The sequence below is a fragment of the Lysobacter alkalisoli genome (assembly GCF_006547045.1).
Taxonomy (GTDB): domain Bacteria; phylum Pseudomonadota; class Gammaproteobacteria; order Xanthomonadales; family Xanthomonadaceae; genus Marilutibacter; species Marilutibacter alkalisoli.
Window position 1 is genome coordinate 1764921 of record NZ_CP041242.1, and the last position, 25478, is coordinate 1790398.

A 25478-nucleotide genomic window follows, 5' to 3' on the forward strand; every position below is an offset into this window, starting at 1 on the left:
CCCGTACCAGATCCTTCGCGCCGGATCCCGTCGGCGCACGCATCCGCCAGGAGTTCGCTGACGACATGAATGCACGACCCGGTTTTCGTGGCGACTCGCGAGGGGATGGACGCGGCGACAAGCGCTTCGATTCACGGGCCGAACAGCGGGTCGACCAATTGCGGCTGCCGCCGCAGTCGGTCGAGGCCGAACAGGCGGTGCTAGGTGGCCTGATGCTGGCGCCGGAGGCCTGGGACCGCGTCGCCGATCACATCACCGAGACGGACTTCTACCGTCGCGACCATCAGTTGATCTTCCGCGCGATCAGCGAATTGGCACGAAAGGCCAAGCCCTACGACGCGGTGACCCTCGGCGAGTGGTTCGAGTCGATGGGCCTGGGCGAGCAGGTTGCCGGCGGCGCCTACCTGATCGAACTGGCCAGCACCACGCCGTCGGCGGCCAACATCCGCGCCTATGCCGAAATCGTCCGCGACAAGGCGATCCTGCGCCAGCTGATCGATGTCGGTACCGGCATCGTCAATGACGGTTACCAGCCCGAAGGCCGTGACAGCAGCGAGATCCTGGACGAGGCCGAGCGCCAGGTGCTGGCGATCGCCCAGGCCAGCAGCGAGGGCAAGAACGACTTCACCAGCGTCCACCAGGCGCTGACCGCGGCCTTCGACGAACTGCAGACCCGCTACGCCAACGGCGGCGCGATCACCGGCCTGCCGACCGGCTATACCGAGTTCGACGAACTCACCGCCGGCCTGCAGAAGACCGACCTGATCATCCTGGCCGCGCGCCCGGCGATGGGCAAGACCACACTGGCCCTGAACATGGCCGAATACGCGGCGTTCCGCAGCAAACAGCCGGTGGCCATCTTCTCGATGGAAATGTCGTCCAGCCAGCTGGCGATGCGCCTGATTTCCTCGGTAGGCCGGGTCAACGCCCAGCGGCTGCGCACCGGCCAGCTCGAGGACGAGGACTGGAGCCGCGTCACCAGCGCGATCCGCCAGTTGCGCGAGGTCAAGATATTCATCGACGACGAGCCCGGGCTGTCGCCGACCAAGCTCGCCGCCAAGGCGCGCCGGCTCAAGCGCGAGCATGGCCTCGGACTGATCGTGATCGATTACCTGCAGCTGATGTCGGTGCCCGGCAACAACGAGAACCGCGCCACCGAGATTTCCGAGATATCGCGTTCGCTGAAGGGGCTGGCCAAGGAGCTCGAAGTACCGGTGATCGCGCTCAGCCAGCTCAACCGCTCGCTGGAAACGCGCACCGACAAGCGCCCGGTGATGGCCGACCTGCGCGAGTCCGGCGCGATCGAGCAGGATGCGGACATGATCGTCTTCATCTACCGCGACGACTACTACAACAAGGAAAACTCGCCGGACAAGGGCCTCGCCGAAGTCATCATCGGCAAGCAGCGAAGCGGCCCCACCGGGGCGGTGAAGCTGAAGTTCTTCGGCGAATACACCCGCTTCGACAATCTCGCCCACGATTCGATCGGCAGCTTCGAATAGCCCGGCGCATGCGCGCATAGAATGGTCGCTCCGCGATTCTTCCGGTGCGCCCACGCCATGCAGCCGAGTGAAAGCATGATGTCCCCCGCCGCCAACGACAGGCCGACCCGCATCGTGGTCGATCTCGGCCGACTTGCGTCGAACCTGCACCTCATCCGCGCCCGCGTCGGCGTGCCGGTGATGGCGATCGTCAAGGCCAATGCCTATGGCCACGGCCTGGTGCCGGTGGCGCGGCACCTGCAGACGGTGGGGGTGGAGCGGCTCGGGGTGGCCTTCGTGGAGGAGGGCATTGCCCTGCGCCGCGCGGGAGTGACCGTGCCGGTGCTGGTGCTCGGCGGTATCTTCGGCCCGCAGGTCGCGCAGTTCATCGAGCACGATCTGGAGATCACCGTCTCCTCCCTCGACAAGCTGCGACAGGTCGAAGCCACGGCTCAGGCGATGGGGCGTCGGGCGGCGATCCATCTCAAGATCGATACCGGCATGGAGCGCATCGGCGTGCACAGCTATTCGTGCGGGCCGCTCATCGAGGCCGCCTGCGCCTCGCGCTGGTGCGTGCTCAAGGGCATCTATTCGCACCTGGCCTGCGCCGACGATCCCGATTCGCCGATGACCGCACGGCAACTGGAACGCTTCCAGGAAGCCTGCGCGCATTTCGAACGCCTCGGCGCGCCGATGCCAACCCGCCACCTCGCCAACTCCGGTGGCGTGCTGCACTTCCCGGACACCTGGCTGGACATGGTCCGGCCCGGGATCGCGTTGTACGGCGTGCTGCCGGGCTCGGCCTCGAAACGCAGCATCGCAGTCGAGCCGGTGATGTCGCTGGTTTCGAAGGTGGTCTACTTCAAGGTGGTCAAGGCCGGCAACCCGGTCAGCTACGGCGCGACCTGGACGGCGGAGCACGATACCCGAGTGGTGACCGTGCCGATCGGCTATGGCGACGGTTATCCGCGGGCACTGTCCTCGCGAGGTGAAGTGCTCATCCACGGGCAGCGCCACCCGATCGTAGGCCGGGTGTGCATGGACCAGTTCATGATCGACATAGGCCGGCACAGTGCCTGGAACGAGGACGAGGTGGTCCTGATCGGCGAGCAGAGAGGCGAGGCCATCAGTGTCGAGACCGTGGCGGAGCAGGGTGGAGAGAGCCCGTATGAGGTCCTGGTGGGCCTCAATGAGCGGATTCCGCGCCGATACGTCGGTGGCCTGTTGCGGGATTGATAGCCCTGTCCGACGGCCCGGCCGTGCCCCGCTGACTTTCTGTAGCAGGCGTTCAGAATGGACATGCTGCAACGCAGCATGACTTTCGGCACGGTCTGCTATTGTCCACGGGACATTGGGTGACAGGGGCTCAATGGCAGGGGGGACATCAATTCACATCTTGGGGTGGTAGATGAAGCACAACAGTCTCGCCTTGGCCATCGGGCTGGGCATCGGTCTGGTGTTTGCCGCGGGCACGGGTCAGGCGGCGGACGGGCCGGATCAGAACCGGGTATGGGTCAAGTTCAAGCCCGACAGCAAGGCGCAGGTCAACAGGGCGTTGCAGGTCGCCGGCGGCAAGATCCATCACACGTTCGACGGAGCAACGGCAGTCACGCTGCCGCCGAGTGCATTGCAGGGCATCCGCAACAACCCGCACGTGGAGCTGGTGGAGCAGGATGTTCCTCGCTATTCGATGGCCCAGACCCAGCCCTATGGCATCGGCATGGTGCAGGCGCCCCAGGTCTGGGCGGACGGTGTCACCGGCGATGGCGTCACCGTCTGCGTGATCGACTCCGGCATCCATGCCGCGCATGAAGACTTCCAGGGCGTCAACCTCGCCGGTGGCTACCCGAGCGGCTGGAACACCGACACCTGCGGCCATGGCTCGCACGTGGCGGGCACCATTGCCGCGGCCGACAACAACGCGGGTGTGGTCGGCGTCAATACCGGCAACATCTCGCTGTACATCGTCAAGGTGTTCGACGGTGCTTCGTGCGGCTGGAGCTACAGTTCGACCCTGGTCGACGCGGCCAACCGCTGTGCCAACGCGGGTGCCAAGGTCATCAACATGAGCCTGGGTGGCAGCTTCAGCAGCACCACCGAGCGGAACGCGTTCCAGAACCTGTACGACAACGGCGTGCTGAGCATCGCTGCGGCCGGCAACGCCGGCAACACCAGCCACAGCTATCCGGCTTCGTACGACAGTGTCGTCTCGGTCGCGGCGGTCGACAGCAACAAGCAGCACGCCAGCTTCTCGCAGCGCACCAACCAGGTCGAACTGGCGGCGCCCGGCGTGAGCGTGCTGAGCACGGTGCCGCACGTGTCGGCGACCGCTTCGGTCGATGGCTCGTCCTACATCGTCTCGTCGCTGGAGTACACCTACCAGGGACAGGCCAGCGGGGCGCTGGTCAATGGCGGGCTGTGCACCAGTTCCGGCAGCTGGGCTGGCAAGGCCGTGTTGTGCGAGCGCGGCGACATCAGCTTCGCCGACAAGGTCAACAACGCCTACAACGGTGGCGCAGCCGCGGTGGTGATCTACAACAACGCCCCGGGCGGCTTCAGCGGCACCCTCGGCAGCGCCGGTCCCGCGATTCCGGCGGTCAGCATGACCCAGGAGGATGGCCAGTATCTGGTGGCCAACAAGCTGGGTTCGTCGGCCACCGTCAACACGATCCCGGACAACCAGGGCAACGGCTACGCGTTCTACGACGGCACTTCGATGGCTACCCCGCACGTGGCCGGCGTCGCAGCGCTGGTCTGGAGCGCCAATCCGACCTGGACCAACCAGGAAGTCCGCGAGGCGCTGGCGGTCACCGCCGAGGACCTTGGTACGGCCGGACGCGACAACTCCTACGGCTGGGGCCTGGTCCAGGCCAAGGCCGCGCTCGACGAGCTGCAGAACGGCGGTGGCGGTACCGATCCCGACCCGGATCCGGATCCGGATCCGAACTTCACCGTGAGCGGCAGCTCGTACAAGGTCAAGGGCGTGGTCCATGTCGACCTGAGCTGGTCGGGCTCTTCGGCCGGCAGCTTCGATGTCTTCCGTGACGGCAGCAAGGTCGCCACCACCGGAGGCAGCAGCTACACCGACAATACCGGTCGCCGGGGTGGCGGCAGCTTGACCTACAGTATCTGCGAAGCCGGTACTTCGACCTGTACGGCCACCATCACTGTCAGCTACTGATACAAACAGCCGTTGATGGATGCTCGAAGGGCCGGGGCAACCCGGCCCTTCGTTTGTGTGCCCCGCAATGCGAGCGGCAGGGCCTGCTGGAAGCTGAATGGGAGTGTGCACCCGTCACCCATTCCAGACGCCGGAATGATTAGCTTGGATACCCCTGCACACCAGGTCACCCTGCGAGGTTGAGATCATGAAGAAGCACATTCGTACCGCTCTTATGGCTGCCGCCGTCACCGCCATGGTGGCGGGTTGCGCCACGACCGGAGGCGGCTACGGCAATGATGGCTATGGCCAGCAGCAAGGCTCTGGCATGAGCAAGACCCAGAAAGGCGCGCTGATCGGTGCCCTGGCCGGTGTTGCCGCCGGTCTGCTCAGCGGCGACGACGCTACCGAGCGCCGCCAGCGTGCACTCGTGGGCGCCGGCATCGGCGGCCTTGCCGGAGGCGCGATCGGCAACTACCAGGACCGCCAGGAACGTGCGTTGCGCGAGCAGATGCAGGGTACCGGCGTCGACGTGGTGCGCCAGGGCGACAACATCACCCTGAACATGCCCAGCAACATCACCTTCGACTTCGACAAGTTCGATCTCAAGCCGGCTTTCTACCCGGTGCTTGACGACGTCGCCCGCACCCTTTCCCAGTACGACCAGACCATCGTCGAGGTGGCCGGTCATACCGACAGTGTCGGCAGCGCCTCCTACAACCAGCAATTGTCCGAGCGCCGTGCGGCCTCGGTCGGCAACTACCTGATGTCCAAGGGGCTGATGCGTGACCGCTTCATCCTGATTGGCGCCGGCGCGACCCGCCCGGTTGCCAGCAACGACACCGATGCCGGACGAGCACAGAACCGTCGGGTAGAAATCACCCTGGTGCCGATACGTTCCTGAGGACACCCCGGGAAGAGGATTGCCGGGATGGATGGAAGGACACGGGCCGCATCCGCGGCCCGTGTCGTATTCGACAGCCGAGCATGGATTCCAGGCGGTCAGCGCTCCAGGACCTTGAGGATCGTCAACACCACCAGCGTCAACAAGGTGGCTGTAACGCCGAGCAGATGGAAGCCCAGGCCGCAGACCACTCCGATCACCGCGACCATCAACAAGGATGCGGCGGTCGTGATGCCGGCGATGGCGCCATCCGAACGTCGGGCGAAGATGGTGCCGGCGCCGATGAACGCAACGCCCGCCACGACAGCCTCGATCAGCCTCAACGGATCGATCTGCAGGGTTTCCCCCGGCGCCGTGAACGTACCGCTGTCAAGAATCAGCCGGCCCACACCGAGCAACAAGGCGGCCGCACCGGCCACCAGCATGTGGGTACGGAAGCCGGCCGGGCGATTTTTCAGTTCACGCTCATAGCCGATGAGCCCGCCGAGCACCATTGCGATGCCGGCGTTGCCCAACGCGATGGCCTGCGACATCAAATCCATCTCGACAGCCTGCGGTTGCAGGTGTGCAGGCGAGGTCAAATCGGGTCGGACGGCGAACGTCGACTGCCGGAGGCTGCCGGAATCGAGCACGTGTCCGGGCCATTCCATGCCACTGGCGTTACTATGGCGAACTCTCCAGAGTTGTCGAGTGCAAGGCCTGAAGCTGATGCGTACCGGACGTAGCATTGTTCATCCCCAAGGGGCCGACGCCTCGGCGTGGTCCACTCCATGCCGATTCCCGACGTCCTGGCAGCTCTGTGTCGATGCGCGCGCGCCTCGGCGGGGGCAATGGGGTTGAAGGGGCGTTACGAAGCCTCCGGGCGTCCGGAGGCGCTTCCGGCTGTCGACCCGCGGCCCCTGATCGCGGCCGATGTCGGTGGCACCCACGCCCGTGTGGCGTTGGTCGAGCCGATCGCGGTGCCCTCCTCGATGCAGCTGGTGCACTACCGCCGCTATGCCTGTGCGGACTATCCGGATCTGGCTTCAATCCTGCGTGCGTTCATCGACGAGGCCGGGATCGGAGCCCATCCCGACGCCGCGGTCGCGATCGCAGGGCTGCTGGTCGGCGATACCCTCGTCCATGCCAACCTGCCGTGGTCGGTGTCGGTCAGCGGGACAGTTTCCGGAGCCGGACTGAATGGACTGCGCCTGATCAATGATTTCGAGGCCATGGCCTGGGCGGTGCCGAGCATCGACCCTGGCTCCGCCCGCCTGATCAGTGGTCCGGACACGACGACCCCGCCCGGATCGGCGCTGGTGATCGGTCCGGGAACCGGCTTTGGCGCAGCCGTTCGGGTGCCCGGACGGCCTCCTGTGGTGGTGCCGACCGAGGCAGGCCACGCCGCGCTCTCGGTTCGTACGCCGCGTGAACTGGCCGTGTTGGAAGTGTTCCTGCAGCGCTGGAGCCATGTCGGCAACGAGCGTCTGCTGTCCGGCCCGGGACTGCTCAACGCCTACCAGGCGCTGTGCGTGCTCGACGGCGTTGACGAGCGCCTAGCCAGCCCGTCTGCAATCACCCGGGCCGCGCAGCAGGGCGAGGACCCGCAGGCAGTCGAGGCGGTGGCGATGTTCTGCAACGTTCTCGGCAGCGTCGCCGGTGACCTTGCGTTGACCTTCGGTGCCAATGCCGTCTACCTCGCCGGCGGCATTCCCACCCAGATTACCGACCTGCTGCTCGCCAGCGATTTCGCCGAACGCTTCGTCGACAAGGGCGTGATGCGGGAAGTGCTCAAGTCCGTTCCGGTTCGCCTGGTCGAACACGGCCAGCTCGGGTTGCAGGGCGCCGCGTCCTGGTACATCGCGCAGGCTGGCGCGGCCTGATTGGCCCGAGGGTTGCCCGAACAGATGGCGCGGTAGCCGTAGAACGCCATCCCGAACGGCTTAACGAGAGTCTGGAAGACGATCACCGCCACAGTGGTCTCCCCGGCCGGCCGGCAGATCAAGCAGGTCAAGCCGGGACGGCACCGAAGCGAAGTCCTCTGTCATGACGCCCTGAACAGGATGGGCCTAGCTTTGCAAAACCAAAATGGGGTACAAATGTACCCCATGTCAAACCTCAGTCCCCGTCGTGCCGCCGTTCTGTCGTTCATCCGCGACCGGGTGGCCGGCCTTGGCCAGCCGCCGTCCTTGGCCGAAATCGCCACCGCCTGTGGCTTGGCGACGCGCGGCGCGGCGCGCAAGCACGTGCTGGCGCTGGCCGAGGCCGGACTGGTCGAGGTCACGGCCGGGCAGGCGCGGGGGATCCGGCCGGCCGGGATGCGGGCGCGGTCCGACCTGCTGCGGGTGCCGGTGCTGGGCCGGGTGGCGGCGGGCGCGCCGATCGGGGCCGATGCGGGGCTGGCCGACATCCTGACCCTGGACACGCGGCTGTTTTCCTCGGCCCCCGACTACCTGCTGCGGGTGCAGGGTGACTCGATGATCGAGGACGGCATTCTCGATGGCGACCTGGTCGGGGTGAAGCGCACGCCCGAGGCCCGCGACGGGCAGGTGGTCGTCGCGCGGCTCGACGGCGAACTGACGATCAAGCGGCTGTCGCGTTCGGCCGATGCCCTGCGCCTGCTGCCGCGCAATCCGGCCTATGCGCCGATCGAAGTGGAGCCCGGGCAGGACTTCGCGATCGAGGGCGTGTTCTGCGGCCTGGTCCGGCGGGGATGACATGGGCGCGGTGGTCGCGATCGATGCGTTGTTGCACCAGCGGCGCGTGTGGAAGGGCCGACCGGCGGCGTTGCCGCCGAGTTCGCGGCCGACCGGTCTCGCGGCGCTGGATGCGGTCCTGCCGACCGGCGGCTGGCCCGAGGCGGCGCTGACGGAGTTGTTGATCCCGGTCGACGGCATCGGCGAGCTGCAATTGCTCTGGCCGGTGCTGGCGCGGCTGTCGCAGGCCGGCGAGCGCATCGTGCTGGTCGCGCCGCCCTACGTGCCGTTCGCGCCGGCATGGCAGGCGGCAGGGGTCGAACTGCGGCAGGTGCAGATGATCGAGGCGTCCTCGCCGCGCGATGCGTTGTGGGCCACCGAGCAGTGCCTGCGCTCGGGCAGCTGCGGCGCGGTGCTGTGCTGGCCATTGAAGGCCGACGACCGGGCCTTGCGCCGGCTGCAGGTCGCGGCGGAGAGCGGCCAGGCCCTGGCGTTCGCGACCCGGCCGCTTTCGGCCGCACGCAATCCGTCACCGGCCGCGCTGCGCATCGCCATCGACGTCCGGCCCGCGCAGCTGCGCGTGCTCAAGTGCCGCGGCGGACTGGCGCCGCCACGGCCGATCCCGCTGGCGGGGTGAGCGGTGCGCTGGGCCTGCATCCTGTTGCCGCAGCTCGCGCTGGACGGCGTGTTGCGGCGTTGCGCGCAGCCCGATGCGCCGCTGGCGATGGTCGCCGGTTCGCAGCAGCGGCGCGTGCTGCACGCGCTCAATCCCGCCGCACGCGCGCTCGGCCTGCGCCGGGGCATGGCGTTGACCGCGGCGCAGGCGCTCGCGCGCGGGTTCGCGACGGTCGAGCATGATCCGGACGATGAAGCGCGCTGGCACCGGTTCCTGGCGGCGTGGGCGTATCGCTTCAGTTCGCAGGTCAGTACGCAGCATCCACACGCGCTCCTCCTCGAGATCCAGGGCAGCCTGGGCCTGTTCGGTCCGTGGCCGCGGTTCGAGGCGCGGCTGCGGGAAGAGCTGGCGCTGCTCGGCTTCCGGCACCGCATCGTCGCCGCGCCGAACCCGGTGGCAGCACGCGCGCTGGCCAACGCGCACGACGGTCTCGCGGTCGCCGGTCTCGAGCCGATGCGGCATGCGCTTGGGCAACTGCCGGTGCAGCGCGCCGGCTTCGCGCCGGAGGTGGCGACCGCGTTCCAGCGCATGGGCCTGCGCACGCTGCGGCAGGTGCTGGCGTTGCCGCGCGACGGCATCGCGCGACGCTTCCCGGCCGAGGTGCTGCGGCACCTGGATGCGCTGATGGGCGAGTGCGACACCGTGCTGGACTGGTACCGGCCACCGGACCGGTTCGCCATGCGCATCGAGCTCGGCTACGAGGTCGAGTCCTCGCAGGCGTTGCTGTTCCCCTTGAGGCGATTGACCGCGGACCTGGCCGCATTCCTCGCCGGCCGGGACGGCGGCGTGCAGCGGTTCGCGCTGCACCTGGAGCACGAAGGGCGCGCGGACACGGTGGTGCCGGTTGGATTGTTGGCCCCCGAGCGCGATGCCGCGCTGCTGTTCGAGCTCGCGCGCGGCCGACTGGAACAGGCGCAAACGCCCGCGCCGGTGCGCGCGATCGTGCTGGTCGCCGACCAGCTGCCGGCGTTCGTGCCCGCGCACCGGGAGCTGTTCGACGAGCGGCCGCAGCAGGCGATGCCGTGGGAACAGCTGCGCGAACGGCTGCGCGCGCGGCTCGGCGAGAACGCGGTGCACGGGCTGTGCGCACACGAGGACCATCGTCCGGAGCAGGCCTGGCGCGTCGGCCCGGCGCCGCAACCGAAACGATCGTCGCCCGCTCCATTGCCGGCGGCCATGTCGCTGCGTCCCGGCTGGCTGCTGGCGAAGCCGATCCCCTTGCGCGGAGCGGCGCCGCGCCTCGAGGGTGACGCCGAGCGCATCGAGTCGGGCTGGTGGGATGGCTTCGACATCCGCCGGGACTATTACGTCGCGCGACTGCAGACGGGCCAGCGCGCCTGGGTCTACCGGCCGGTGGGCGCCGAGGGTGGCTACTGGCTGCACGGTTGGTTCGCATGAGCTACGCCGAGCTGCATTGCCTGTCGAACTTCTCGTTCCAGCGCGGAGCGTCCAGCGCCCGCGAGCTGTTCGAGCGCGCGAAGCGGCATGGCTACGCGGCGTTGGCAATCACCGACGAGTGCACGCTGGCCGGGATCGTGCGCGCCTGGCAGGCCGCGAAGGCGGTGGATCTTCCGTTGATCGTCGGCAGCGAGGTGCAGGTCGACGGCGGTCCGAAGCTGGTGCTGCTGGTCGAGGACCTGGCCGGCTATCAGGTGTTGTGCCGGCTGGTCACAGCGGCGCGGCGGCGCGTGCCGAAGGGCCAGTACCGCCTGCTGCGCGAGGACTTTGCAGAAGGCACGGACGGCCTGCTTGCGCTGTGGGTTCCGGCGGACCCGGCAAGCGAACAGGACGGCCGCTGGTTGAAGTCACTGTTTCCCGGCCGGCTGTGGATCGCGGTGGAACTGCATCGCGGCCAGCGCGACGCGGACAGGCTCGCCGCGCTGCATGCGCTGGGCGTGGCGCTGGACCTGCCGCTGGTCGCCGCGGGCGACGTGCACATGCATGCGCGCGGTCGTCGCGCATTGCAGGATGCCATGACGGCGATCCGGCACCGCACGACGGTGGCCGAGGCGGGGATGCGGCTGTTTCCCAACGGCGAGCGGCACCTGCGCCCGCGGCGGACCCTGGCCGAGCTGTATCCGCCGGCGCTGCTGGCCGAGAGCGTGCGCATCGCGCGGCGCTGCAGTTTCGACCTCGCGCAACTGCGCTATCAGTATCCGCACGAACTGGTGCCGACCGGGCACACGGCCACGTCCTGGTTGCGCGAACTGACCGAGCAGGGCTTGCGCTGGCGCTGGCCGGACGGAATCCCGCAAAAGGCGCGGGACCTGGCCGAGAAGGAGCTGGCGCTGATCGCCGAGCTTGGCTACGAGAGCTACTTCCTGACCGTGCACGACATCGTGCGCTTCGCCCGCAGCCGGCACATCCTCTGCCAGGGGCGCGGCTCGGCGGCCAACTCGGTGGTCTGCTACGTGCTCGGCGTCACCGAGATCGATCCCGACCGCATCGGCATGCTGTTCGAGCGCTTCGTGTCCAGGGAGCGCGACGAGCCGCCGGACATCGACGTCGACTTCGAGCATGAACGGCGGGAAGAGGTCATCCAGTACATATTCGAGCGCTATGGCCGTCATCGCGCCGCGCTCACGGCGGTGGCCAGCACGTACCACGGCGCCGGCGCGGTGCGTGACGTCGCCAAGGCGCTGGGCCTGCCGCCCGACCAGGTCGATGCGCTGGCCGGCTGCATCGGTCGCTGGAGCGACACGCTGCCGTCGGCCGAACGGCTGCGCGAGCAGGGCTTCGATCCCGACAGTCCCGTCATCCGCCGGGTGCTGGCGCTGACCGCCGAGCTGATCGGCTTCCCGCGTCACCTGTCGCAGCATCCGGGCGGGTTCGTGATCTCCGAGCAGCCGCTGCACACGCTGGTGCCGGTGGAGAACGCGACCATGGAAGGCCGTACCGTCGTGCAATGGGACAAGGACGATCTCGATGCGGTCGGGCTGCTCAAGGTCGACATCCTCGCGCTGGGAATGCTCAGCGCATTGCGCCGCTGCCTCGACCTGCTGCGGATCCATCACGGCCGCGATCTCGCGCTGGCGACGATTCCGGCAGAGGATCAGGCCACCTACGACATGATCTGCCGCGCCGACACCATCGGCGTGTTCCAGATCGAGTCGCGGGCGCAGATGGCGATGCTGCCGCGGCTGCGGCCGCGCAGATTCTACGACCTGGTGATCGAGGTGGCGATCGTGCGGCCGGGCCCGATCCAGGGCGACATGGTGCATCCCTACCTGCGGCGGCGCACCGGCGAGGAACCGGTGACCTATCCTTCCGAGGCGCTGCGCAAGGTGTTCGAACGCACCCTGGGCGTGCCGCTGTTCCAGGAACAGGTGATGGAACTGGCGGTGGTCGCGGCCGGCTACACGCCCGGCGAATCGGACGACCTGCGTCGCTCGATGGCAGCGTGGAAGCGCCACGGCGGGCTGGAACACCATCGCGAGAAGTTGACGGACGGCATGCTGGCGCGCGGCTACTCGGCTGAATTCGCCGCGCGCATCTTCGAGCAGATCAAGGGCTTCGGCAGTTACGGTTTTCCCGAGTCGCATGCGGCCAGCTTCGCGCTGCTGACCTATGCCAGCTGCTGGCTCAAGCACCACTATCCGGCGGCCTTCACCTGCGCGCTGATCAACAGCCAGCCGATGGGGTTCTATAGCTCCGACCAGCTGTTGCAGGACGTGCGGCGGCATGGCGTGGAGGTGCGGCCGGTGGACGTACGCTACAGCGATTGGGACTGCACGCTGGAACCGGATAAACGCGGAGAGTTTGCGTTGCGCATGGGCCTGCGCATGGCGAGGGGACTCAACGAGGACGATGCGGTGCGGATCGAGCGGGCGAGGGCGGCCGGCCCATTTTTCGACGTCGCCGACTTGTGCGAGCGCGCCGTGATCAGTGCCCGTGCACGTGAACTGCTGGCCGACGCGGGCGCGCTGCGCGGGCTGGCGGGGCACCGCCACCGTGCGCGCTGGGCGGTGGCCGGGGTGGAGGAACGACGCCCCCTGCTGGGGGTGGACACGCAGCCACGCGAACGGCAAGCCGCGCTGCCGTTGCCGACGGTGGGGGAGGACCTGCATGCCGACTACGCCACGCTTGGCACCACGCTGGGGCGGCATCCGATGGCGCTGCTGCGCGCGCAGCTGCGCGCGCGGCGGTGCCGCAGCTCGAAGGAGCTCCCGGCGATCCCGTCGGGGCGCAACATCGTCGCGGCCGGCCTGGTGGTCGGCCGGCAACGCCCGCAGACCGCCAGCGGCGTCACCTTCGTCACCCTGGAGGATGAGCACGGCATGATCAACGTGGTGGTCTGGCGGCAGGTGGCGGACCGCCAGCGGCGGCCGTTCCTGGAGTCGCGGCTGCTGATGGTCGAGGGCAAGCTGGAGGCCGAGAACGGCGTGCGCCATCTCATTGCAAGGCAGTTGCACGACCTGACGCCGCTGCTGAGTAGTCTCGACGTGCGGAGCCGGGATTTCCATTAGGCCCAAGTGCCTGGACGGAAGACAACACTACCGGGTCTTCAATCTCGACCGAACGTGGTCGTACAAGGGGACGATGCCCAGACGTACCGCATCGGACAAAGAAAAGGCCGAAACCCCTGCTTTCAAGAGGGATTTCGGCCTGTATGGGTCTTCTTCAGACCCTGCATTGGTGGAGGTGGGCGGAATCGAACCGCCGTCCGAAGGCACTCCATCCCCGGCACTACATGTTTAGTGCTCCGTTAAGTCTCGTCTACCGACAGCACGGCGCACAAAGCGCATCGGCGGACCAGCCTGTTTTGGGTTAACCGAGTGCTGACAGGCAGCCACTCCCGGCGATTCCGTGATAATGACCCTACATCGCGAGCACGGACACAAGCGGTTTCGGGGCTTAGGCCTTAAGCGGCCAGTGCGTAGTTGTCGTCGTTGGCAACTATGAGTTTTGCAGCTGGATTAACGAGGAAAGCTACCCCCTCGACATGCGCCAGGCGATTTCGCGACCCCCGTCGAAGCCAGTGCACCCCCGGGGCGTGAAACGCCGAACACGACCAGTATAGGGGCGGGGGGCGGCATGGCAATGGGGGGTGCCCGGTCAGTCGGCACATGGTTCATGTATGGATGGGTGCGACGGCGCGGTATCCTGCGCGGGTGACAGGATCCAGCACGCAGCTCGCCGACATTGACGACAACCCATTGTCGCTGCGACGTGGGCACGCTCTTGCGGCGTGCGTACTGGTGTTCTCCCTGCTGGTCACCTTCGGGGCGTGGGAATACGCACGTGTCAAGGAGGCGAGGGCGGCCGAGGCCGAGTTCATACGCAATACCCTCGACGTGGCTGCCGTGGTCGGTTCCCGGCTCGAAAACTACGAGATCATGCTCAAGGGCGGGGCGGCGCTGTTCGCCAGTGTCGATCGGCCAACGCCGGCGCAGTGGCGGGCCTATGCCGAGGGCATGGGGCTGGGCAACCGCTTCCCCTCGATGCTCGGGCTCGGCTACGTCGCCTATGTGCCGCATTCGCGCCTGCCGGGACTGCAACTGGAATGGCGCGATGCCGGTCACGGCATGCTGGATGTGTTTCCTCGCGGCGTACGGCGGCACTACGGCCCGGTGCTCTATCTGGAGCCCCGCACACCGCTCAACGTGGCCGCGATCGGCTACGACATGTATGCCGATCCGACCCGGCATCAGGCGATGACCGAGGCGATGGAAACCGGCACCACTCGCATGTCTGGACCAGTCCGGCTGCTGGGCGATCCGGCCGAAGCGCCGGCCGGACTTCTGCTGTTCGTGCCGATCTACCGTACGGGTACCGTGCCGCGCAGTCCGGCGGTCCGGCGCGAAACGATGCGGGGCTGGGTCTATGCGCCGTTCTACGTCGACCATTTCACCGCGGGCACATTGCGCGGCGACCCGACTGTGCGGCGGATCCTGGTCGAAGACGTCACCGATGGCGAGCCGATCCCGATATACGCCGCCGGCGACAGCGGGGAGCAGGATGGGGCGCCGGCGGCATTCGAACACGAGGTGGTCCTGGAGCAGTTTGGCCGTCGTTGGCGGATGGCGTTCGAATCGCACCCCGCGGCCCAGGCGATTCCGCAGTTGCGGAACCTGCATCTCGTGCTGGCACTCGGGATCCTTGCGTCGGTGCTGCTGTCGGCCATCGTATGGACACTGGTGCGCACGCAACGGCGCGCGCGCAAGATCGCCCGGCGAATGACCGAGGACTTCCGCCGCAGCGAGGAGCGCTTCCGCACTTCGATGCAGTATTCGGCGATCGGCAAGGCCCTGCTCGACAGCGAGGGCTGCATCGTCGAGGCCAACCCCGCGCTGGGCCGAATCGTCGGCCTGGATCCGGACAGCCTGGCCGGAGTGCATTTCGAATCATTGTTCGAGGACGAAGGCCCGGACCTGAAGGAATGGCTGACCCATGAAGATGGCGATGTCAATTCAGTACAACGTTTGACCCGGCGTCTGCACCGCGCTGGCGATCTGCCGCGTCATGCACAGCTCAGCTGTTCGCGGATACCGGGCAACATCGGTCAGGATGTGCGCGGGCTGGCCCAGGTCGAGGATGTGACCGAGCGGATCATGGCCGAGGCGCGGGTGCATGCGCTCAACCGGACTCTCGAGGCGCGGGTGGCGATGCGTACGCGCGAGCTCAGTCAGGCCAACCAGGAGCTGGAATCCTTCGCCTACAGCATCTCGCACGACCTGCGGGCGCCGCTGAGGGCGATCGATGGTTTCAGCCGGGTGCTGGCCGAACGCTACGGCGGCAATCTGGACGCTGCTGGTCGTGACTACCTGGACCGGGTGCGCGCGGCGACGGCGCGTATGGCGGGCCTGATCGACGCGCTTCTGGCCATGTCGCGGCTGAGCCGGGTTGCGCTGAACCCGGAGAGCGTCGATCTCAGCCAGTTGGCACGTGAGGTCGTCGATGAGCTGAAGGCGGCCGAGGAGCTGCCCGGCTTGCAGGTCGATATCGAACCGGGCCTGACAGCTTGGGGTGACGTGTCGCTGCTGCACAACCTGCTCTCGAACCTGCTTGGCAATGCGGTCAAGTTCAGTGCCGGCCGCGAACGGCCACACATCGAATTCGGACAGGGGCCAGGACCGGATGGCACGCCCGGCTTTTTCGTCCGCGACAACGGCGCGGGGTTCTCGCAGCAATATGTCGACAAGCTGTTCCGGCCATTCCAGCGCCTGCACGGGCAGGACGAGTTCGCCGGGCACGGCATCGGCCTTGCATCGGTCAGGCGAATCGTCGAGCGCCATGGCGGTTCGATCCGGGCCGAGGGCCGGGCAGGGGAGGGAGCGACCTTCTGGTTCACCCTGCCGCTGGAGCCGCCCGACGATGCGCCTGATGGCGGTGGTGCAGCAAATCCCGGGAGGCGGGCATAGCCGAAACTACGCGTCGCGATTGTGCTGGCGCATCACCCGCTGCTTCTCGATCGCCCAGTCACGCTCCTTGCTGGCGGCACGCTTGTCGTGCTGCTGCTTGCCCTTGGCCAGCGCCAGCTCGGCCTTGACCTTGTTGCCCTTCCAGTAGAGGGCGGTCGGGATGAGGGTGTAGCCATCGCGTTCGACCCGGCCGATCAAGGTATCGATCTCGCGACGGTGCAGCAGCAGCTTGCGGGTGCGCCGCTCCTCGGCGACGACGTGGGTCGAGGCTGAGATCAGCGGCGTGATCTGGGAGCCGAACAGGAACATTTCGCCGGAGCGGATCACCGCGTAGCTTTCGCCGATATTGGCCCGGCCGGCACGGATCGACTTGAGTTCCCAGCCCTGCAGGGCGAGGCCGGCCTCGAAGCGTTCCTCCAGATGGTATTCGTGACGGGCGCGCTTGTTCAGGGCGATGGTGCCGCTGGCACCGCCCTTTCCTTTATCCTTGCCGCCCTTGCTGCTCGATTTCTTTGCCATCGCGATATTGTCCCTGATTGCGGGGGGAATAGCAGGCATCACGACGACCCATGCCCATCATCAACCGCTCTGCCCTGGTCGAACACTCCGCCCGCCGAATGTTCGACCTGGTCAACGACGTGGCGACCTATCCGCATCGCTTCGATTGGTGCAGGGCGGCCGAGATCATCGCCGTTGACGACGAGCGGCTGGTGGCGCGGCTCGATCTGGGCCTCGGCGCCCTGAGCACCTGGTTCACCACCGAGAACACGCTGTCGCCGCCGCACCACATCGACATGAAACTGGTCGATGGCCCGTTCCGGCGCCTGAGTGGACGCTGGCAGTTCCATGCTCTCGACGAGTCGGCCTGCAAGGTTTCGCTTACGCTGGACTTCGAGCCTTCGATGAAACTGCTGACCCCGGCCTTCACGCTGGGCTTCCAGGGCCTGGCCGACCGCATGGTCAACGATTTCATCCGCGTCGCGGATCTGGGCCTGTGAACATCGAACTGGTGAGGGCCTGGCCGCACCGCTTCGAGCGGCAGGCGATCGACCTGCCCGAGGGCGCGCGTGTCGGCGATGCACTGGAGGCCGCTGGCTGGCAGGTCCCGGAGCCGGGTGGTTGCGCAGTGCACGGACGGCTGGTGGGGCTGGATACAGTGCTGCGCGATGGAGATCGGCTGGAGATACTGAGGCCGTTGCAACTCGACCCCAAGGAAGCCCGGCGCCGGCGCGCCGAGGCGCGCCCGCTGAAGAAACAGCCTCAGCGCTGAGGAAAGCGGCGATTCAGCGACCGCGCTTGTTCTTTTCCTTGGCCAGGTTGGGGCCGAACTGCCGGACCGAGCTGGTGGCCAGTTCTTCGTCCTGCTTCGGGAAGTAGTCGCCTTCCCAGCGGGCAAGGGTGTTGCCGTCGAAGTGCAGGGTCAGGTTCTTGAATTCGGTGCGGGCGGCACGGCCGACGCGCTGGCTGGCGGTGTAATCCCAGCGGTCTTCATTGAACGGGTCGCGGATAGACGGAGTGCCCAGCAGCGCCAGTACCTGCTGCTTGTCCATGCCGGCCTGCAGTTGCTCGACGGCGGAAGGTTGAAGCAGGTTGCCCTGGTAGATCGGCTGACGGTACACCACGCCACAGGCGGTAGTTGTCGAGACAAGGGCGACGGAAACCAGGAGCACGAACAGGGGCTTGCGCATCAGTTGATCACTGCAGACGGATAACGGCCCGATGATACACTGAAGCCATCGTGACGCGGCGGCGATGGACAGGCGTTCATCCAACGTTTGCCCGGCCGGGACAGCTTGTCCTGTGGCCTGCTTCCGCGACAGTCCAGCCCGGAGCCCCCATGGAATCCCAAGAACTGCGCAACGTCGGTCTCAAGGTCACCCACCCGCGGATGCGGATCCTTGAGTTGCTCGAGCATGCCAAGCCCCGGCACATGACCGCCGAGGACATCTATCGCCAGCTGATCGCCAAGGGCGAGGACATCGGCCTGGCCACGGTCTACCGCGTACTCACCCAGTTCGAGTCCGCGGGGCTGGTGCTCAAGCACAACTTCGAGGCCGGCCAGTCGGTCTACGAACTCGACCGGGGTCAGCACCACGACCACATGGTCGACATCGACACCGGCAAGATCATCGAGTTCGAAAGCGAGGAGATCGAAGAGCTGCAACGCAGGGTCGCTGCCAAGCACGGCTACGAGATCGAAGAACACTCGCTGGTGTTGTACGTCCGCAAGAAAAAATAAGTCGGCGGCCGCGACCACAGCGTAGTCGCACCCCGGGGGCGTTCTTGCACAGCCCTCAGCCGACGTCGGCCAGCAGCCGCTTCGCTGCCGCGCGTGCCTCGCGGGTCAGCTCGGCGCCGCCGAGCATGCGCGCCAGTTCCTCCCGGCGCTCGCCGGCATCCAGCTGCCGCACTTCGCTCTGGGTGATGCCGTCGGCTGAGGCCTTGCTGACCCGGTAGTGGGCGTGGCCCTGGGCCGCGACCTGGGGCAGGTGGGTCACGCACAGCACCTGTCGCCGTTCGCCGAGGGTGCGCAGTTTGCGGCCGACGATGTCGGCGACTGCGCCGCCGATGCCGGAGTCGACCTCGTCGAAGACCATCGTCGGTACCGCATCCAGCCCCAGGGTGGCGACTTCGATCGCCAGCGATACGCGCGACAGTTCGCCGCCGGAGGCGACCTTGCGCAGAGGACGTGCCGGCTGGCCGGGATTGGCGGCCACCAGGAATTCGATGCGCTCGCCGCCCTGCGGATCGGGGCGGTCGTCGTCGATCGGCTCGATGGCGATCTCGAAGCGTCCACCGCCCATGCCCAGCTCGGCAATCAGTGCAGTGGTGTCGGTCGACAGCCTGCCCGCGGCTTCGCGCCGGCGCGCACCGAGTGCATCGGCGGCCTGGCGCCAGGCCTGCCGCGCATTGTCGATCTCGGTATCGAGCATCTGCAGGCGTTCGCCGGCGCCGCGCAGGCCGACCAGTTCCTCGGCGAGGGCCTCGCGCCGGGCCAGCAACTGATCCGGCGTGACCCGGTGTTTGCGGGCCAGTTCGTGCAGGCGGCCAAGCCGTTGTTCGGCGGCTTCGAAGGCGTCGGGGTCGATGTCGAGGTCGCTGCGGATGCGGTCTAGCAGGGTCAGCGCTTCGTCGATCTGGATTGCGGCGGCGTCGAGCATGCCGTCGACCTCGCCCAGCCGCGGTTCGTGTTCCTGCATGCGCTGGAGCTGGCCGCGGACCTGTTGCAGGGTGCCGGACAGCGAAGGCATCTCGTCGCCGCCAAGCTGGGCGAGGGCGCCGTCGCAGGTGGCAATCAGGTCGGCGGCGTGGGCGTGGCGGCGGTGATCGGTGCCCAGTTGCTCGATCGCAGCCGGTTCCAGCGTTTCACGCTCGAGTTCGGCGAACTGGTGTTCCAGCCATTCGATGCGGTCGGAGACATCGCCTTGGGAAGACAGCGCCTCGCGTTCGTCGAGCAGCGCACTCCAGTGTCGCGCGGCCGCGGCCACGGCCTGGCGTTCTTCCCCGGTACGCCCGAAGGCGTCGAGCAGGGCGAGCTGGCTGGTGCGGGTGAGCAGGGCCTGCTGTTCATGCTGACCGTGGATCTCGACCAGCAGGCCGGACAACTCGAGCAGTTGTCCTACGGTAGCCGGGCGGCCGTTGATCCAGGCGCGGGAGCCGCCATCGGCGCGGATCACCCGGCGGATCTGGCACGCTCCGCCGTCGTCCTCGTCCAACTCGTTGTCATGCAGCCATGTCCGTGCCTGGGGCGCGTCTTCCAGGCTGAATTCGGCCGCCAGTTCGGCCCGGCCGGCGCCGTGCCGGACCACGCCGCTGTCGGCACGCATGCCCGAAACCAGGCCCAGTGCATCCACCAGCAGCGACTTGCCGGCGCCGGTTTCGCCCGAGATCACGGTCATGCCCGGGCCGAATTCGAGTTCGGCATGGTCGACCACGGCGAAATGCTTGATGGACAGATGGGTCAGCATGGGCGGGGAGTTTAATGGTTGTCGGCAGTCGGTTGTCAGCCTGAGGGCAGCCCGGCTCACGAACCGAGAATTGGCGGCCGGAACCGCTCGAGCCTTGCGTCCGCCCCTCCGGCCGCTTATACCGACAGCATGTCCCGAAGCCACGCCCATACCGACGACCTCGATCCGCGGGCGCGGCACCTGCTGCGAACCTTGATAGGCCGCTACATCCGCGATGGCGAACCGGTCGGTTCGCAGACCCTGGCCCGCCACTCCGGGTTGGCGGTCAGTCCGGCGACGATCCGCAACATTCTTTCCGACCTGGAGGAGGCGGGCCTGCTCAGTGCTCCGCACACTTCCGCAGGGCGGATACCGACCGCGCAGGGCTACCGGTTGTTCGTGGACTCGCTGCTGCAGCTCAGACCGCTGCCGGAAGGGGAACTCGCCCGCCTGCGCGGCGAGCTGCCGGCCGGATCGGGTACCCAGGCCCTGCTCGGCAACGCCTCCGAGCTGCTCTCGGCGATGACCCATTTCGTCGGCGTGGTCAGTCTGCCACGGCGCGAACAGTTCGCGTTCCGGCGCATCGACTTCGTGCCGCTCGACGCCCAGCGGGTGCTGGCGATCCTGGTGTTCGCCGACAACGAGGTGCAGAACCGGATCATCCAGACCCGGCGGCCGTTCGACGCCGGCGAACTGGAGCAGGTCGCCAACTACCTGAACAGTCAGTTCGCGGGGCGTGCGATGAGCGACATCCGCCGGACCCTGCTCCGCGAGCTCAAGACCGCCCGCAGCGAGATGGAAAGCCTGCTGGCGAGTTCGATGGAGCTGGCCGAGCAGGTGCTGGTGCCGGGCCAGGACGACATGGTGCTGGCCGGACAGACCCGGCTGATGGGGGTACAGGACCTCGCCGACCTCGACCGCCTGCGAGAACTGTTCGAGGCCTTCGCCCGCAAGCGCGAGATCCTGCAGCTGCTCGAACGGACCATCCAGGCGCCGGGTGTACGCATCTTCATCGGCGAGGAAACCGGCCTGGCGCCACTGGAGGGCATGTCGCTGGTGACCGCGCCCTACGGCGCAGCCGGGCAGGTGCTGGGCGTACTCGGCGTGATCGGCCCGAGCCGCATGGCCTACGAGCGGGTGATCCCGGTGGTCCAGGCCGCGGCCGACGTGCTTGGCGATGCCTTGAAGGCCGAGAGCTGACACTCGTGCTCGAGCTCCCCCCAGCCGGCCCCTGACCGTCCGACGGGTTGAATCCGGCATCCCCGTCCCCATTGCTGGCCCTGTCGCGGGCGTCACGCCCGCCATCGCCTCCATTTGCACCCGAGCGCAGGGACAGAGCCAACCCCATGACCACAGCATCACAGCAGGACGAGAACGAGAACACACAGGGCACGGCCGCTACGGCCGTCGACAACGATGAGCGGGACCGGCTCAGCATCGAGCTTGAAGCCGCCCAGGCCGAACTGGCCGCGCTTCGCGAAGAGGTACTGCGCGAGCACGCCGAGCTGGACAACCAGCGCAAACGCATGGCCCGCGAGCTCGACACCGCCCGCAAGTTCGCCAATGAGCGCCTGCTCGGCGAGTTGCTGCCGGTGATCGACAGCCTCGAAGCCGGCCTGAAGGTGGAGAGCGACACCGCCGCCCATCTGCGCGAAGGCATGGAGCTGACCCTGAAGCAACTGCTCAAGGTCGCCGGCGACAATGGCCTGATGGCCGTGGACCCGGCAGGTCAGCCGTTCAATCCGGACCACCACCAGGCCATGAGCATGGTCGAGAGCGCCGGGCATCCCCCTGGCCACGTGGTGCAGGTCTACCAGAAGGGCTGGCTGCTCAACGACCGTCTGTTGCGCCCGGCACTGGTGGTGGTGGCCAGACACGACTGAAAACCGTGGCCACACCCGCGTCCTTCCCCTTGAAGGGAAGGGAGTAAACCCCAGATAGCAGACATCGGCGTCGCAGGCGCCCCTGAATCCAGAGATACGAGAGGAACACCACCATGGGCAAGATCATCGGTATCGACCTTGGCACGACCAATTCGTGCGTGGCGATCATGGAGGGCGGCAAGGCCCGCGTCATCGAGAATGCCGAAGGCGATCGCACGACTCCGTCGATCGTCGCCTATACCAAGGACAACGAGGTCCTGGTCGGCGCCTCGGCCAAGCGCCAGGCCGTCACCAACCCCAAGAACACCTTCTACGCGGTGAAGCGCCTGATCGGCCGCAAGTTCACCGACGCCGAAGTGCAGAAGGACATCGACCTGGTCCCCTACGGCATCGTCCAGCACGACAACGGCGACGCCTGGGTGCAGGCCGTCGACGGCAAGAAGATGGCGCCGCAGCAGATTTCGGCCGAAGTGCTGGCCAAGATGAAGAAGACCGCCGAGGCCTACCTGGGCGAGTCCGTCACCGAAGCGGTCATCACCGTGCCGGCGTACTTCAACGACAGCCAGCGCCAGGCCACCAAGGATGCCGGCAAGATCGCAGGCCTCGACGTCAAGCGCATCATCAACGAGCCGACCGCGGCCGCGCTGGCCTACGGCATGGACAAGAAGGGCGGCGACCGCAAGGTCGCGGTCTACGATCTCGGCGGCGGCACCTTCGACGTGTCGATAATCGAGATCGCCTCGGTCGACGGGGAGATGCAGGTCGAGGTGCTGGCCACCAACGGCGACACCTTCCTCGGCGGCGAGGACTTCGACAAGCGCGTCATCGATTACCTGGTCGACGAGTTCAACAAGGACCAGGGCATCGACCTGCGCAAGGATCCGCTGGCCCTGCAGCGCCTGAAGGACGCGGCCGAGCGTGCCAAGATCGAGCTGTCGTCGAGCCAGCAGACCGAGGTCAACCTGCCGTACGTGACCGCCGACGCTTCCGGTCCGAAGCACCTCAACATCAAGCTGACCCGGGCCAAGCTGGAATCGCTGGTCGAGGACCTGGTCAAGAAGACCATCGAGCCGTGCCGCACCGCGCTCAACGACGCCGGCCTGCGCGCCAGCGACGTCTCCGAGGTGATCCTGGTCGGTGGCCAGACCCGCATGCCGAAGGTCCAGCAGGCCGTGGCCGACTTCTTCGGCAAGGAGCCGCGCAAGGACGTCAACCCCGACGAGGCCGTGGCGCTGGGCGCCGCGATCCAGGGCGGCGTGCTGGCCGGCGACGTCAAGGACGTGCTGCTGCTCGACGTGACTCCGCTGAGCCTGGGCATCGAGACCCTGGGCGGCGTGTTCACCAAGATCATCGAGAAGAACACCACGGTGCCGACCAAGGCTTCGCAGACGTTCTCCACCGCCGAGGACAACCAGTCCGCCGTTACCGTGCACGTGCTGCAGGGCGAGCGCGAGCAGGCCCGCTACAACAAGTCGCTGGCCCGCTTCGACCTGACCGGCATCGACACCGCGCCGCGCGGCATGCCTCAGATCGAGGTGTCGTTCGACATCGACGCCAACGGCATCGTCCACGTGACCGCCAAGGACAAGAAGACCGGCAAGGAGCAGAAGGTCGAGATCAAGGCCGGTTCGGGCCTGTCCGAGGACGAGATCGCGAAGATGGTCGCCGACGCGGAAGCCAACCGCGAAGAGGACCAGAAGTTCCACGAACTAGTGCAGGCCCGCAACCAGGCCGACGGCCTGATCCACGCGGCCCGCAACACGATCAAGGAGCATGGCGACAAGCTGCCGGGCGAGGCGATCGCCCGGGCCGAGGCCGCCATCGCCGAGGTCGAGACCGCGATGAAGGGCGACGACAAGGCCCAGATCGAGGCCAAGTCGAAGGCGCTGGAGGAAGCGGCACAGGCGTTGTTCGCGGCCGCCCAGGCCCAGCCGGGCGACGCCGGTGCCACGGCCGATGCAGGCGGCGCCACCGCCAGCCAGGCCGACGACGTGGTCGACGCCGAGTTCACCGAGGTCAAGGAAGACGAGAAGAAGTAAGCGATCAAGCGACTTCAAAAGCCCCTCTTCCCGTGGGAGAGGGGTTGGAGTGAGGGTTCTGCGAAGTCGCAGGCATTCAAGCGCCGGCGGCTTCGCCAGACCCTCATCCGCCCTCCGGGCACCTTCTCCCAGAGGGGGGAGGAAACCGCGCCATCTCCGGGTGACCCTGCCGATTCATGAGCAAACGCGATTACTACGAAATCCTGGGCGTCGCCCGCAACGCCTCCGACGATGAGTTGAAGAAGGCCTATCGTCGCTGTGCGATGAAGCACCACCCGGACCGCAATCCGGGCGATGCCGCGGCCGAGGCCGCCTTCAAGGAGTGCAAGGAGGCCTACGAAGTCCTGTCCGACGCCAACAAGCGCCGCGCCTACGACCAGCACGGCCACGCGGCCTTCGAGCACGGCATGGGCGGCGGTGGAGGTGCCGGGGCCGGCTACGCCGACATGGGCGACATCTTCGGCGACATTTTCGGCAACATCTTCGGTGGTGGTGCGGGCCCGCGCGGACCGCGTCGCGGCGCCGACATCGGCTACGTGATGGAGCTGTCGCTGGAAGAAGCGGTGTGTGGCGTCGAGCGGCAGATCGAAATCCCCACCCTGGATGCCTGCGACACCTGCAGTGGCAGCGGTTCGATCGACGGCAAGATCGAAACCTGCGCGACCTGCGGCGGGCGCGGCCAGGTCCGTTTCCAGCGCGGCATCTTTTCGATGCAGCAGGCTTGTCCCCATTGCGGCGGCCGTGGCCAGACCATCGCCAATCCCTGCGGCGACTGCCACGGGCAGGGGCGGGTGGAGCGCAACAAGACCCTGCAGGTGAAGATCCCGGCCGGCGTCGATACCGGCGACCGCATCCGCCTGGCGGGCGAGGGCGAGGCCGGTCCGACCGGCGTGCCGCCCGGCGACCTGTATGTCGAGGTCCGGGTCAGGGAGCACGAGATCTTCCAGCGCGATGGCGACGACCTGCACTGCGAAGTGCCGATCCGCATTTCGCAGGCGGCGCTGGGCGATATCGTCCGGGTACCGACGCTCAACGGCGACGCCGAGATCCGGCTGCCGGCCGAAACCCAGAGCGGCAAGCTGTTCCGCCTGCGTGGCAAGGGCGTCAAGTCGGTGCGCAGCCGCAGCGAAGGCGACCTGTACTGCCGCGTCGTGGTCGAGACGCCGGTCAACCTCACGACCGAGCAGCGCGAGCTGATGGAAAAATTCGAGGCCACCTTCTCGGGCGAGAGCGCGCGCCGCCATTCACCGAGGTCGGCGACCTTCCTCGACGGCGTCAAGGGTTTCTGGGACCGGATGACCTCCTGATCGATGCCGGCATGCACCATGCCGGCTTGTCGCATCGCGGGGCTG

General features: G+C 67.3%; 21 protein-coding genes and 1 other RNA gene. 17 read left to right on the plus strand and 5 right to left on the minus strand.

What is annotated here, in order from left to right:
• The first annotated feature begins 65 nt into the window (after positions 1-65).
• The 4 genes from FKV23_RS07600 (at position 66) to FKV23_RS07615 (ending at position 5545) form a co-directional block, all read left to right on the plus strand.
• Positions 66-1502: a replicative DNA helicase gene (locus tag FKV23_RS07600; protein ID WP_141623312.1), complete on the plus strand. Its 1437-nt coding sequence runs from the start codon at positions 66-68 to the stop codon at positions 1500-1502.
• Positions 1503-1577: 75 nt separating this feature from the next.
• Positions 1578-2717 (plus strand): alanine racemase, encoded by a 1140-nt coding sequence (alr, locus tag FKV23_RS07605; protein WP_167285080.1) that lies wholly within the window; start codon positions 1578-1580, stop codon positions 2715-2717.
• A 172-nt stretch (positions 2718-2889) separates the two neighbouring features.
• On the plus strand, positions 2890-4662 hold the full coding sequence (locus FKV23_RS07610) for a S8 family serine peptidase (protein WP_141623314.1): 1773 nt from the start codon (positions 2890-2892) through the stop codon (positions 4660-4662).
• A 187-nt stretch (positions 4663-4849) separates the two neighbouring features.
• Positions 4850-5545, plus strand: a complete 696-nt coding sequence (locus FKV23_RS07615) for an OmpA family protein (RefSeq protein ID WP_141623315.1) — start codon at positions 4850-4852, stop codon at positions 5543-5545.
• 98 nt (positions 5546-5643) lie between these two features.
• On the opposite strand, the gene FKV23_RS07620 is transcribed toward FKV23_RS07615, so the two are convergent.
• Positions 5644-6177, minus strand: coding sequence for an MgtC/SapB family protein (locus tag FKV23_RS07620; RefSeq protein WP_244244129.1), 534 nt, complete (start codon positions 6175-6177; stop codon positions 5644-5646).
• Positions 6178-6375: 198 nt separating this feature from the next.
• On the opposite strand from FKV23_RS07620, the gene FKV23_RS07625 reads away from it, so the two are divergent.
• From FKV23_RS07625 to FKV23_RS07645, 5 genes are all read left to right on the plus strand, one after another.
• Positions 6376-7407 (plus strand): glucokinase, encoded by a 1032-nt coding sequence (locus FKV23_RS07625; protein ID WP_141623316.1) that lies wholly within the window; start codon positions 6376-6378, stop codon positions 7405-7407.
• Between the two features lie 225 nt (positions 7408-7632).
• On the plus strand, positions 7633-8241 hold the full coding sequence (gene lexA / locus FKV23_RS07630) for a transcriptional repressor LexA (protein ID WP_208543254.1): 609 nt from the start codon (positions 7633-7635) through the stop codon (positions 8239-8241).
• Position 8242: 1 nt separating this feature from the next.
• Entirely contained in the window at positions 8243-8857 is a 615-nt protein-coding gene (gene imuA / locus FKV23_RS07635; RefSeq protein WP_141623318.1) for a translesion DNA synthesis-associated protein ImuA, read from the plus strand.
• 3 nt (positions 8858-8860) lie between these two features.
• A complete protein-coding gene (locus FKV23_RS07640; RefSeq protein ID WP_141623319.1) occupies positions 8861-10294 on the plus strand; it encodes a Y-family DNA polymerase in 1434 nt (477 codons plus the stop codon).
• Positions 10270-13362: an error-prone DNA polymerase gene (locus tag FKV23_RS07645; protein WP_208543288.1), complete on the plus strand. Its 3093-nt coding sequence runs from the start codon at positions 10270-10272 to the stop codon at positions 13360-13362. The genes FKV23_RS07640 and FKV23_RS07645 overlap by 25 nt, the downstream gene beginning before the upstream one ends.
• Positions 13363-13529: 167 nt before the next feature.
• On the opposite strand, the gene ssrA is transcribed toward FKV23_RS07645, so the two are convergent.
• Positions 13530-13884, minus strand: a transfer-messenger RNA (tmRNA) gene (gene ssrA / locus FKV23_RS07650).
• Between the two features lie 168 nt (positions 13885-14052).
• Between ssrA and FKV23_RS07655 the strand changes: the two genes are divergently transcribed.
• Complete coding sequence (locus FKV23_RS07655) at positions 14053-16257, plus strand: CHASE domain-containing protein (RefSeq protein WP_167285082.1); 2205 nt, start codon at positions 14053-14055, stop codon at positions 16255-16257.
• A 6-nt stretch (positions 16258-16263) separates the two neighbouring features.
• Here FKV23_RS07655 and smpB read toward each other — a convergent pair whose 3' ends face one another.
• The gene (gene smpB / locus FKV23_RS07660; protein WP_141623322.1) at positions 16264-16776 is read right to left on the minus strand and encodes an SsrA-binding protein SmpB; all 513 of its coding nucleotides are present in this window, start codon (positions 16774-16776) and stop codon (positions 16264-16266) included.
• Positions 16777-16826: 50 nt separating this feature from the next.
• On the opposite strand from smpB, the gene FKV23_RS07665 reads away from it, so the two are divergent.
• Positions 16827-17255, plus strand: coding sequence for a type II toxin-antitoxin system RatA family toxin (locus tag FKV23_RS07665; protein ID WP_141623323.1), 429 nt, complete (start codon positions 16827-16829; stop codon positions 17253-17255).
• Positions 17252-17527, plus strand: a complete 276-nt coding sequence (locus FKV23_RS07670; protein ID WP_141623324.1) for an RnfH family protein — start codon at positions 17252-17254, stop codon at positions 17525-17527. Before FKV23_RS07665 ends, FKV23_RS07670 begins: the two co-directional genes overlap by 4 nt.
• A gap of 13 nt (positions 17528-17540) precedes the next feature.
• Here the strand turns inward: FKV23_RS07670 and FKV23_RS07675 are convergent, their stop codons facing one another.
• Positions 17541-17945 (minus strand): outer membrane protein assembly factor BamE, encoded by a 405-nt coding sequence (locus FKV23_RS07675; protein WP_407067660.1) that lies wholly within the window; start codon positions 17943-17945, stop codon positions 17541-17543.
• A 149-nt stretch (positions 17946-18094) separates the two neighbouring features.
• Between FKV23_RS07675 and fur the strand changes: the two genes are divergently transcribed.
• Positions 18095-18496: a ferric iron uptake transcriptional regulator gene (gene fur, locus FKV23_RS07680; protein WP_141623325.1), complete on the plus strand. Its 402-nt coding sequence runs from the start codon at positions 18095-18097 to the stop codon at positions 18494-18496.
• Positions 18497-18551: 55 nt separating this feature from the next.
• On the opposite strand, the gene recN is transcribed toward fur, so the two are convergent.
• On the minus strand, positions 18552-20225 hold the full coding sequence (recN, locus tag FKV23_RS07685) for a DNA repair protein RecN (RefSeq protein WP_141623326.1): 1674 nt from the start codon (positions 20223-20225) through the stop codon (positions 18552-18554).
• A 129-nt stretch (positions 20226-20354) separates the two neighbouring features.
• Between recN and hrcA the strand changes: the two genes are divergently transcribed.
• From hrcA to dnaJ, 4 genes are all read left to right on the plus strand, one after another.
• Positions 20355-21404, plus strand: a complete 1050-nt coding sequence (hrcA, locus tag FKV23_RS07690) for a heat-inducible transcriptional repressor HrcA (protein WP_141623327.1) — start codon at positions 20355-20357, stop codon at positions 21402-21404.
• A 146-nt stretch (positions 21405-21550) separates the two neighbouring features.
• Positions 21551-22087: a nucleotide exchange factor GrpE gene (gene grpE / locus FKV23_RS07695; RefSeq protein ID WP_141623328.1), complete on the plus strand. Its 537-nt coding sequence runs from the start codon at positions 21551-21553 to the stop codon at positions 22085-22087.
• A gap of 113 nt (positions 22088-22200) precedes the next feature.
• Positions 22201-24126, plus strand: a complete 1926-nt coding sequence (gene dnaK, locus FKV23_RS07700; protein ID WP_141623329.1) for a molecular chaperone DnaK — start codon at positions 22201-22203, stop codon at positions 24124-24126.
• A gap of 176 nt (positions 24127-24302) precedes the next feature.
• Positions 24303-25433 carry a molecular chaperone DnaJ gene (gene dnaJ, locus FKV23_RS07705; RefSeq protein ID WP_141623330.1) on the plus strand — a complete coding sequence of 377 codons (1131 nt, stop codon included), beginning with the start codon at positions 24303-24305 and terminating at the stop codon, positions 25431-25433.
• Positions 25434-25478 lie beyond the last annotated feature (45 nt).

Coding starts and splice junctions, on each gene's coding strand:
- FKV23_RS07600 (WP_141623312.1), top strand. CDS start 66: ATGAATGCACGACCCGGTTTTCGTGGCGACTCGCGAGGGGATGGACGC.
- alr (WP_167285080.1), top strand. CDS start 1,578: ATGATGTCCCCCGCCGCCAACGACAGGCCGACCCGCATCGTGGTCGAT.
- FKV23_RS07610 (WP_141623314.1), top strand. CDS start 2,890: ATGAAGCACAACAGTCTCGCCTTGGCCATCGGGCTGGGCATCGGTCTG.
- FKV23_RS07615 (WP_141623315.1), top strand. CDS start 4,850: ATGAAGAAGCACATTCGTACCGCTCTTATGGCTGCCGCCGTCACCGCC.
- FKV23_RS07625 (WP_141623316.1), top strand. CDS start 6,376: ATGGGGTTGAAGGGGCGTTACGAAGCCTCCGGGCGTCCGGAGGCGCTT.
- lexA (WP_208543254.1), top strand. CDS start 7,633: ATGTCAAACCTCAGTCCCCGTCGTGCCGCCGTTCTGTCGTTCATCCGC.
- imuA (WP_141623318.1), top strand. CDS start 8,243: ATGGGCGCGGTGGTCGCGATCGATGCGTTGTTGCACCAGCGGCGCGTG.
- smpB (WP_141623322.1), bottom strand. CDS start 16,776: ATGGCAAAGAAATCGAGCAGCAAGGGCGGCAAGGATAAAGGAAAGGGC.
- FKV23_RS07665 (WP_141623323.1), top strand. CDS start 16,827: ATGCCCATCATCAACCGCTCTGCCCTGGTCGAACACTCCGCCCGCCGA.
- FKV23_RS07675 (WP_407067660.1), bottom strand. CDS start 17,945: ATGCGCAAGCCCCTGTTCGTGCTCCTGGTTTCCGTCGCCCTTGTCTCG.
- fur (WP_141623325.1), top strand. CDS start 18,095: ATGGAATCCCAAGAACTGCGCAACGTCGGTCTCAAGGTCACCCACCCG.
- recN (WP_141623326.1), bottom strand. CDS start 20,225: ATGCTGACCCATCTGTCCATCAAGCATTTCGCCGTGGTCGACCATGCC.
- hrcA (WP_141623327.1), top strand. CDS start 20,355: ATGTCCCGAAGCCACGCCCATACCGACGACCTCGATCCGCGGGCGCGG.
- grpE (WP_141623328.1), top strand. CDS start 21,551: ATGACCACAGCATCACAGCAGGACGAGAACGAGAACACACAGGGCACG.
- dnaK (WP_141623329.1), top strand. CDS start 22,201: ATGGGCAAGATCATCGGTATCGACCTTGGCACGACCAATTCGTGCGTG.
- dnaJ (WP_141623330.1), top strand. CDS start 24,303: ATGAGCAAACGCGATTACTACGAAATCCTGGGCGTCGCCCGCAACGCC.